Origin of the sequence: Micromonospora sp. NPDC049274, from assembly GCF_040678875.1 — a bacterium.
GTDB lineage: Bacteria > Actinomycetota > Actinomycetes > Mycobacteriales > Micromonosporaceae > Micromonospora.
On the sequence record NZ_JBFAQS010000004.1, the window covers coordinates 471,780 to 481,930 of the forward strand.

The 10,151-nt window shown below is 71.8% G+C and carries 5 protein-coding genes; 3 read left to right on the forward strand and 2 right to left on the reverse strand.

Features of this window, described 5'->3' with window-relative positions:
- Positions 1-30 precede the first annotated feature (30 nt).
- Positions 31-2,100 carry a phosphocholine-specific phospholipase C gene (locus tag AB0K10_RS11030; RefSeq protein ID WP_363682181.1) on the reverse strand — a complete coding sequence of 690 codons (2,070 nt, stop codon included), beginning with the start codon at positions 2,098-2,100 and terminating at the stop codon, positions 31-33.
- A gap of 117 nt (positions 2,101-2,217) precedes the next feature.
- On the opposite strand from AB0K10_RS11030, the gene AB0K10_RS11035 reads away from it, so the two are divergent.
- Both AB0K10_RS11035 and AB0K10_RS11040 read left to right on the forward strand, forming a co-directional pair.
- Positions 2,218-3,246, forward strand: a complete 1,029-nt coding sequence (locus tag AB0K10_RS11035; protein ID WP_363682183.1) for an SEC-C domain-containing protein — start codon at positions 2,218-2,220, stop codon at positions 3,244-3,246.
- Between the two features lie 85 nt (positions 3,247-3,331).
- Entirely contained in the window at positions 3,332-3,814 is a 483-nt protein-coding gene (locus AB0K10_RS11040; protein ID WP_363682185.1) for a DUF2231 domain-containing protein, read from the forward strand.
- Positions 3,815-3,866: 52 nt separating this feature from the next.
- Here AB0K10_RS11040 and AB0K10_RS11045 read toward each other — a convergent pair whose 3' ends face one another.
- Positions 3,867-7,220, reverse strand: a complete 3,354-nt coding sequence (locus AB0K10_RS11045; protein ID WP_363682187.1) for a S8 family peptidase — start codon at positions 7,218-7,220, stop codon at positions 3,867-3,869.
- Positions 7,221-7,546: 326 nt separating this feature from the next.
- On the opposite strand from AB0K10_RS11045, the gene AB0K10_RS11050 reads away from it, so the two are divergent.
- The gene (locus AB0K10_RS11050; protein WP_363682189.1) at positions 7,547-9,430 is read left to right on the forward strand and encodes a Xaa-Pro dipeptidyl-peptidase; all 1,884 of its coding nucleotides are present in this window, start codon (positions 7,547-7,549) and stop codon (positions 9,428-9,430) included.
- The last annotated feature ends 721 nt before the right edge of the window (positions 9,431-10,151 follow it).

Below are 10,151 nucleotides of genomic sequence, written 5' to 3' on the forward strand. Positions count from 1 at the left end.
CCGGAACGGCCCGGGTGACCGCGACGTCGCTCAGACGAGCCCGCCGAGGGCCGGGTCGCTGATGCTGTCCTTGCCGTTCTCGACATGACCGGCATAGCGGTACGCGAAGCCGGCGTCACCGGCGACGGTAAGAGTCAGGTCGTACCAGCCGTGGGTGCGGGTGAGCGCCCACGTCGCCCGCTCGGTCTCGCCGGGCCGCAGCGACAGCGTGACCGGCCGGGAGTGGTACCCGTCCCGGACCGTCACCTCTACCCGCTTCGCGCCCCGGTTGCCCAGCGTGAGGACGACCTTGTGGTGGTGCTCGTCGTACGAGGCGGTGACGTCGAGCTGCGACCGGCCGCCGGTGAAGCGGCGGTAGAAGCCGTTCGGCCCGTGCACCGACAGGTCGTAGGAAGACTCGACCGCCCAGGTGTCGGTGAGACGCTTGCCCGGTTCGACCGTGTAGCTGCGCGGGGCCGCCGTGCTGCCGGCCTGACGGACCTGGAAGACCGCGGCAGCGCCGCCGGTGTTGCGGAAGTCGATCCGGAACGCGCCGTCGGCGACGTGGCCGTCGGCGTGCAGGGTGTACGGGATGGCCCGCGCCGGACGTACGCCGCGCTCCTGCCGGGGCAACCGCTGATCGACCGGAGGCACCGGCACCTCGTCGGGGTGCCGGACCAGGTCGTCGGGCTTGAAGTCGTCGGTGTCCGGCAGCCTGACCTCGCGCGACCGGTTCGGGTGCCGGAAGTCGAAGGCCGTGGTCAGGTCGCCGACGACGGCCCGTCGCCACGGGGTGATGTTCTGCTCGATCAGGTCCGGTCGGCCGTGCCCGAACCGCGTCTCCAGGAACTTGATCAGCGAGGTGTGGTCGAAGACCTGGGAGTTGACGTAGCCACCGCGCGTCCACGGCGACACGATGACCATCGGTACGCGGACGCCGAGGCCGTACGGCCCGGCCGGGTGGTCGGCGTCGCCGGGGAAGATCTCGTTGGTGGTCGGCACTGTCGACTGTCCGTGCTCGCGGGTCTGCGGAGGCGTCGGCGGGACCACGTGGTCGAAGAAGCCGCCCTCCTCGTCGTACGTGATGAAGAGGGCCATCTTGCTCCACACCTCGGGGTGCGCGGCGAGGATGTCGATGACCTGCGAGATGTACCAGGCGCCGAACGCCGGTCCCCAGTTCGGGTGCTCGGTGTACGCCTCGGGCGCGGTGATCCAGGAGACCTGCGGCAGGCGTCCCGCCTCGACGTCGGCGCGGAAGTCGGCGAGCAGCGCCTCCGGGTCGCGGCCCTGGGTGCGGATCTCGGTGCCGGTCTTGGCGCGATCAGCGAGGGGCGTTCCCGGCTGCGCGTTCTGGTACTGGTGGAAGTAGAGCAGCGAGTTGTCGCCGTAGTTGCCGATGTAGGGATCGTTCGTCCAGCCCCAGGAGCCGGCGGCGTTCAGGCCGGTGCCGACGTCCTGGTAGATCTTCCAGGAGATGCCGTTGCGCTCCAGCCGCTCCGGGTACGTCGACCAGTCGTAGCCGGCCTCCGCATTGGTGATGACCGGGCCGCCGCCTCTGCCGTCGTTGCCGACCCAGCCGCTCCACATGTGGTAGCGGTTCGGGTCGGTCGGGCCCATCAGCGAGCAGTGGTAGCTGTCGCAGACGGTGAAGGCGTCGGCCAGGGCGTAGTGGTAGGGCAGGTCCTGGCGGGTGTGGTAGGTCATCGCGGTGACGCCCTTGTTGGGCACCCACCCGTCGAACCGACCGTCGTTCCAGGCGGCGTGCCCGTCGTTCCAGCCGTGCGGCGGGTCCGGCAGGAAGGTCTGGCCGAGGTCCTTCACCTCGGGGCGGAAGGGCAGCAGCTCGTCGGTGCCGTTGGGCTGATGCCACACGTCCTTGCCGGACGGCAGTGTCGCCGGATGCGGGTCACCGAATCCGCGTACGCCCCGCATGCTGCCGAAGTAGTGGTCGAACGATCGATTCTCCTGCATGAGGATGATCACGTGCTCGACGTCGTTGATCGAGCCGGTCCGGTTGTTCGCCGGAATGGCGAGCGCCTTGCTGAGATCCAGCGGGAGCGCCGCGCCGATCGCGGGAACTCCCATTGCCTTGAGGAACGTACGGCGATCCACCGTGCCCATAACTCACCCTTTGTGCGGTCTGGTCGAGAAGCTGGCGATCTGACGCTACCGAGGACTGGTTGACGGCAGATGGCCATAATTCGGCCGGGCGGAAGCACCCCGACGTACCGTGAGGTCGTGCCGACGAGAGACGTACTCACCAAGGCTGACCTCGCCGAATTCCGCCGCTCGGCGCTCGGGACGGCCGACCCGCTCGGCGTCGCCGCCGACATCGCCGAGGCGGTCGGGCAGGGCCGGCTGGAGGATCCGGACGACGCCGGGGACGCGCTGACCCTGGCCGCCGAGATCGCCCAGATCCGGGCCCGGCCCGATGCCGCGCTGCGGTACGCGGACCAGGCGCTGGCGGCGTACCCGTCCGCCGACGATCCCCGGGCCGGAGTCGCCCGCGCGCTGCGGGCCCGGGTGATGTTCCAGGCCGGCGACCGGGACGACGAGGCGATGGCGGAGCTGACCGCGCTGCGCCCGTTGCTGCTCACGCAGCCCGACGCGCCCGCCTACGTCAGCGCGGCGCTGGACGCCGCGGGCCGCTCGGCGATCGCCGAGCGCTGGCTCAGCGAGGCGGTCGACTCCCTGCTCGGCGAGCGCGCCACCGCCGCCGGGCAGGCGCCGGCCGATCCGGAGGTCGGTCCGCCGGACGCGCCAGGTGTGCTCTTCCTCCTGCTGCAACAGCGCCATCGGGTACGCCGGGATCTCAACCTGCCGCACGACCGGCAGGACGATCTGGCCGACCGCCTGGAGAACCAGCTCGTCCGCCGGGCCGCGGAGCGGCAGGGCGGCGGAACGGATCTGCTGCTCTGGCCCCGGCCGGAGTTCGACCGTCTGCTCGCCGAGCACCCCGAGCTGACCGACGTGTACGGGCCGGACTGGGACGCGCACCGGGCCCGCCTGGAGAAGGAGCTGGTGCGGCTGACGGGCGCCGGCCGGAGCGGGCTGGGCGTGTTCCGCGCGAGCGTGGCCGGTCTGGACGCGTTCGCCGGTCGACGCGACGGTGGCCCGGCCGACGCGGCGGTCCGGGCCGGCTACGCCGCCGAGGTGTCGGCGCGACCCAGCGCGCGGGTCCCGTGGCCACCGGAGCGCAACGACACGTGCTGGTGCGGCTCCGGTCTGAAGTACAAGAAGGACTGCCTGCCGCGCTCGCGCAGTTGAGCGTTGGCTCTGGGCACGCTCAGTCGGTACCGATAGCCTCCATGCCTGGATCATCGCGATCCGCCATGGCCGGAGGAGTCGCCGAATGTTCGAGGAGTTCATGGGCATCCCCGCCCACCCGCTCGTGCTGCACGCCGCGGTCGTGTTCGTGCCGCTGCTGGCTCTCCTGACGATCGCGTACGCGCTCGTCCCGCTGGTCCGACCGCACACACGCTGGGTGCTGGGTCTGCTCGCCGTGGGCGCCCCGCTGTGCGCGCTGCTGGCGAAGTTCTCCGGCGACGCCTTCTTCGAGCGCCTGCGCTCGGCCAACCGGGTCACGCCCGAGTTCCTCCCGAAGCTGGAGGCGCATCAGCACTTCGGTGACCTCACCCTGTACGCGGCGATCGGGCTGGCGGTCGTGGCGCTCGCCCTGGTGTGGTTCGTCCCGCCGCGAGCGGCCGAGGGTGGACGGCCCCGGGCGCTGACCCTGGCGTTGCAGGTGTTGTCGCTGGTGGCCGCCGGCATCGCCGTCTACTACGTGGTCCGCACCGGTGACTCCGGCGCGAAGGCGGTCTGGGAGGGCCAGTAACGCACGCGGGTGCGGCCCGGCCGGAGCCTGACCGCACCCGCGCTTCGACTCGTCAGCCGGCGTGGTACGCCCGGATGATGGTCTGGTCGATACCGCTACCGCCGTTGGCGGCGGCCTTCACGCGCAGCGAGACGGCCTGCCCGGACGCGGCCTTCGGCAGGTCGATCCGGTAGGTGTCGCCGCTGCCGGTGACCCGGGCGGCCTTCCAGGTGGCACCGTCGTCGGTCGAGGTCCAGACCTGCATCGACGTCACCCTCTGCGCCTTGACACCGTGCGCCTGCCGGACGGCCAGCTCCGCCGTTCCACCACCCACCGGGTGGTTGTTGGTGTCCATCGGCAGGGCGTAGTCGAGGGCGAGCAGGGGCAACGGCACGCTCGCGGTCCCGTCCGGCCCGGCGGACCGGAACGTCCACGAGGTGGTGACCCTTGTCGAGATCGGCAGGATCAGGCTCGTGTCGACGTCGAGGCTGACCCGGTAGTCGGCCATCGTCTGCCCGACTGTGAAGTCGCCGAACGGGCCGCTGCGCTCGTCGAGCAGCTTGCCGTTGCGGTACAGCGACAGGGTGCGCTTCACGCCGATCGCCTCGCCGTACAGGCAGTCGGCGCGCTGGTGCTTGTCGGTGAGCGTCACCAGGTCGATGTGCAGGTTGCCCCGGGTCCGCGACGGCGGGGTGGCGCAGCTCCAGCCGGCGCCGGCCGGGTCGTCGTACCAACCGGAGTGCAGGGGCTGACGCGCCCACACCTTGCTCTGCCGACTACCGGGCTGGTAGCTGCGGGGCGCCTCGTCGGCCCCCAGGCCCCCGTAGACGCCCTGGTCGGCCCAGAGGATGTCGGGCGAGAGGTAGTCGGTCCGGTACGGCGGCAGGTTCCCCTCGTGAGTCTGGGTCACCGGCACACCGTCGCGGGTGAGGCCGGTGCGGACCAGCCCGGTGAACATCTCCGGCGAGTCCGCCTGGTGGAACCGCTCGTCGATCCGGGCCAGCGTGGCCTGCTCGGACCGGCCCACCCGGTACGCCGGGTCGGTCGGCACACCGCCCGCGTACTCGTGCACGAGGTTGTAGCGGTACGGCGCGGCGGTGCCGGCCGGCGAGTCCAGGTTGGCCGCCACCCAGGTGCGCAGCGACCCGATGCCGGGCTTCGGCAGCGCGGTGCTGCGGACCGTCGTGGCCCTCCCGTACCCGCTGATCTGGTGCCACCAGGACAGACCGTTCACCGAGGTCTGGACGTTTGTGAAGTCGACTCGGGTGGGCGTGGTGGGCGCACCGTCGACGGTGACAGTCACCGGCCTGGCCCGCGCCGGGTCGAGCGTCACGCTCCGGGCGCCGCGTACGTCCAGGTCGGTCTCGCCGGCGAGCGTCGTCTCCAGCACGTCGCTGTCGACGTAGTAGGCGACGGAGGCGCCGAAGACCGCGTACCGGCCGGCCGGAACCCGCAGGGTGAAGGTGTCACCGGGCGTGCCGCCGGCCCCGTCGCGGTAGACGAGGGGGTCGGTGAGGTTGGTGACCGTGAGGTTGATCCAGCTCTCCGCGCCGTCGCGCAGGCCGGGCAGCGGCTTCGTGTGGATCGTCAGGTCATAGCTGGGCTGCTCGACGTAGAAGCTCACCGGGGTGACGGCCACCAGCTTGTGCCCGGTGCGGGCGGTGACGGTGGCCAGGTAGAGGCCCGGCCGGCTGGCCAGCGCCGCGCGGTTGATCCGCAGCGTCGCGTCGGCCGTGGCGCCGCGCTTGAGCGTCACCCGGCCCGTCGACAGCGACGCCGCGCCCCGGGGCACCGGCTGACCGTCGTGGTTGACGATCGACACGTCGAGGTCGAGGACCGTCGTGGCCGGGGTGGACCCGCCGGTCCAGCTCAGCGTCGTGTCGCTGCGGCCGGACTGCGGGTACGCGAAGGTGCCGAGGTTGACCACCGGCTGGTTGCTGGTCGGGCCGCCGAGGGCCCGGGCCGCGTTGAGCCGGCCGGCCCCGACGGCGTACGCGTCGACGCCGGTCAGCGGGTCGGCCGCGCCGACGAGGGCGGCCTTGAGCCGGTCGCCGGTCCAGTCCGGGTGCCGCTGGGCGAGCAGCGCGGCGGCGCCGGCCACGTGCGGGCTGGCCATCGAGGTGCCGCTGAGGCCCTCGTAGTACCTGTCGATCGGGTCCTGGAGGTTGGTGCCGGCGGCACGGGCGGCGACGATGTCGACGCCGGGCGCGACCAGCTCCGGCTTGGCCACGTGGCTGGTGACCAGCGGGCCCCGGCTGGAGAAGTCGGCGAGCTTGTCGTCGCGGTCGACGGCGCCGACGGTGAGCGCGCTGCTGGCGGAGCCGGGCGAGGAGATCTCGGCGCCGCTGTTGCCGGCGGCGATGACGAAGAGCGCGCCGGTGGACTTGCTCAGGCCGTCCACCGCGAGCGAGAGCGGGTCGCTGCCGTCGTCCGGGGCGCCGCCACCGAGGCTCATGTTGATGACGTCGGCGCGGGCGGCTGCCCACTCCATGCCGGCGATGATGCCGGAGTCGGCGCCGGAGCCGTGGTCGTCGAGGACCTTGCCGATCACCAGCTTGGCGTCCGGCGCCACGCCGCGACGCTGGCCGTGGGCTGCCGCCCCGGTTCCGGCGATGGTCGACGCGACGTGCGTACCGTGGCCGTTGTGGTCGACGGCGTCACCGCCCTCGGCGGTGAAGTCGGCCCGCTCGACGACCCGGCCGGCCAGGTCGGGGTGGGTGTAGTCGGCGCCGGTGTCGAGCACCGCCACCCGCACGCCCGTGCCGGTGTAGCCGGCCTTCCACGCCTCCGGCGCGGCGATCTGACCCAGGTTGGGGTCCAGCTTTCCGCGCTGGTCGGCCCCGGTCAGGGCGGTGGCGCGGACCTTGCGGTCGAGCCAGACCTTCTTCGCGCCGGCGAGCAGCGAGGTGGTCGCGAGCTTCGCGCCGGCCGGGCTCTTCTTGGGTACGTGGCCGGCCACCGCGCCGATGCTGGGCAGGGACCGCACGTCGCCGAGCGCGGCCACGCGGGCCGACGCGGTGGCGGGCTGCACGATGACCGGCAGGTTTGCGGTGGTCTCGTCGTCGTACCCGTCGGCGATCAGCGCGGTGACGTCGAAGAGGTCGGGGTCGAGGATCGAGCCGATCTGGGACTCGACGCGTGCGGGCAGGACGTGCAGGTGGCCGTCCGGGCCGCAGGTCTGACGGATCACGGCGTTCGCGTCGACCGGCCGCACCGTGGCCTGCGGGCATCCCGAGCCGGTGCTCCGGACGGTCACCACGTCCCCGGTGAGCAGGGTGACGGTGTGGGTCGTGGGGCTGGCGGAGGTGGCGGGTGTGCCCGTCGGGGCGCCTCCGCCGGGACCGGCTGTGGCGGTGCCGCCGGGCACGGCGGTCAGCGCCGTGGCCGTGACGGCGACGGCCAGCAGCCAGCGTGTCTTCCTGAGCATCTAGTTTCCTGTCTCATGTGGACAAATGCGCCTCTTGGGCGTCTTTTGCAAGATCATAGGGCCGTCTACCTGATCTTCAAGGGTTCGCGACGGAGCAATTTGTCGCGGAGTTGAGCGGGATTTCCGGCTCGTGTCGCCGCCGGTGCCGATTCGATGTCGGTTCGATTACCGCCACCCGATCCCGACCTTCCAATGTGAACGAAAGCCGCATGCCCGTCCGAAGGGATCGACGCGACGCTTACTCGCACCTAGCATGGCGACGAATGGATCTTCGTGATTGGCCCGTGCCGAGACCCGGCAACCAGCCCGACCGAAGGGAGACGCGCATGCGTCGACCCCGCCATCTGGCACTTCTCAGCGTCGGCGTGTCCGGCGCCCTGGTGCTGAGCGCCGCACCGACCGCGGCGGCCGCCCCGCCCGCAGCCACCACCCCCACCGGCATCGTGGTGGCCGACGGCATGACCCAACCGGTGTTCTCCCTCGCCGACGCCATCGAGGAGCGGGTGTTCGTCCAGACCCCGGTGGACACCGACCACGACGGCCGTCCCGACCGGGTGGCGATCGACATCTCCCGACCCCGGGAGACCGCCACCCAGGGCTTCAAGGTGCCTGTCATCTTCGAGCACAGCCCATACCGCAAGGACACCTGGGGTGACGTGCCGTACCCGAGCGTGCTCGTCGACGACCTGCCGCAGAACGGCCGGACCGACCGCTCCGGGCGTCGCGCGCTCGACGCCGGCACGCAGCGGGCGCAGGCGAAGGCCAACCTGCCCGGCTCGCTCGACGACTACTACGTGCCGCGCGGGTACGCGGTGGTGCTGGGCCAGAGCGTCGGCACCGGCGACTCGGACGGCTGCCCGACCAGCGGCGACCAGGCCGAGACGCTCGGCACCAAGGCCGTCATCGACTGGCTCAACGGCCGGGCCAAGGGGTACGACGCCAGCGGCGCCCCGGTCACCGCCGGGTGGACCACCGGCGCGGTCGGCATGACAGGCGTCTCCTACAACGGGACGCTTCCCAACCAGGTGGCCACCACCGGGGTCAAGGGCCTGAAGACCATCGTGCCGGTCTCGGCGATCAGCAGCTGGTACGACTACTACCGGGCCAACGGCCTGGTAGTGGCGCCCGGCACCTTCCAGGGCGAGGACCTCGACATCCTGGCCCAGTACACGGCCGGACAGGCGCGGGCCGAGGGCCCCTGCGCCGACGAGCTCGCGACGATCACCGCGAAGCAGGACCGGGTCACCGGCGACTACTCGAAGTTCTGGCAGGATCGCGACTACCTCGACGCCCGCGACGTCAAGGCGAGCGTCTTCGTCGTGCACGGCCTCAACGACTGGAACGTGAAGACCGAGCACTTCGCCGGCTGGTGGGACGAGCTGGCGAAGCGCGACGTGCCGCGCAAGATCTGGCTGCACCAGGGCGGGCACGGCGGCCCGGGCAGCAACGCCTCGGTGACCCTGCCCAGCGGCCAGACGTGGACCTACAAGCAGACCGAGAACCGCTGGTTCGACTTCTGGCTGTGGAACGTGCGCAACGGCATCATGGACGAGCCGACCGCGGTCCTCCAGCGCGAGGACCGGGCCTACACCACGTACGCCAACTGGCCCGACCCGGCGGCACGCGAGGTCGGGCTGCGCTTCGCCGCCACCGACGCCACCACCCCGGGCACGCTCACCACGGGTAAGCCGCCGAAGGCCAAGGTCGAGCAGAGCTTCGTCGACGAGGGGCGGACCATCCACCCGGACACCCTGGTGGCCGACCCGGACACGGCCAGCGCCAACCGCCTCGCCTACCGCTCCCCCGCGCTGACCCAGAGCGTGCGCATCTCCGGCCGTCCGGAGATGCGGCTACGGATGGCGATCGACAACAAGCCGGACGCGAACCTCACCGCGTACCTGGTGGACTACGGCCCGGCCGGGTCGAGCGCCGCGCCGACAGTCGTGACGCGCGGCTGGATGGACCCGCAGAACCGTAAGAGCGCCGCGCGCACCGAGCCGGTCAAGCAGGGCAAGCTGTACGACTACCGGTGGACCATGGAGCCGAAGGACTACATCTTCCCGGCCGGGCACCGCATCGGCGTGGTCGTCTTCTCCAGCGACCAGGAGTACACGCTGCTGCCGCTGGGCGGCACCGAGCTGCGGGTCGCTCCGAACGACAGTGAGCTGCGACTGCCCGTGGTCGGTGGGCGGGCCGTCCTCGGCTTCTGACCTCGACGCGGCTCGGGTGGGGCGGTCCGACACGTTCGGGCCGCCCCACCCGTGTCATGCGTGCGGCTGCACCCGGCGCGCCGCCCCGGTCAAGCCGATGATCGACTCGGGTTCCATGAAGTCGCGGTGTCCAACGCGTCCGGACACCCCGGTTTCACCGAACCCGAGTCGATCACCCCGGCCGGGGGGCGGATGCTCGTTTCCGGCTGGGTGATTTGTCCGGTACCGGCCGTCGCGTCCCGTGGTCGGTGCCACCCGGGCGGCGGAATCGTGGGCCGGGCGGGGTCGTTATACCTGGCATGCCGCCGCGACCCCCGGGCCGTGGCGCACGGCAGCCGCCGGGAACACCCGACCGGCCGCCACGGTTACATCCCCCGCACGGCCGAGCACCACTGGCCGGCCCTGCGTGGCAGCCGCCGGGAACACCCGACCGGCCGCCACGGTTACATCCCCCGCACGGCCGAGCAGCACCACTGGCCGGCCCGTGCGGCAGCCGCCGGGAACACCCGACCGGCCGCCACGGTTACACCCCCCGGACACCCGAGCAGGCCCAGCCGCCGGGTAGATCCCCTTGAGACTTCCCGCCCGGCACACACCCCCCGCGACATTCGTGTGCCGAGGCGCTTTCCCCCGATGCAGAGGAGCACGCCATCATGCGTACCGATCTGATCCGTCAGACCGCTCTGACCGCTGCCGGCCTCGCCTTCACCGCAGGCGCCAT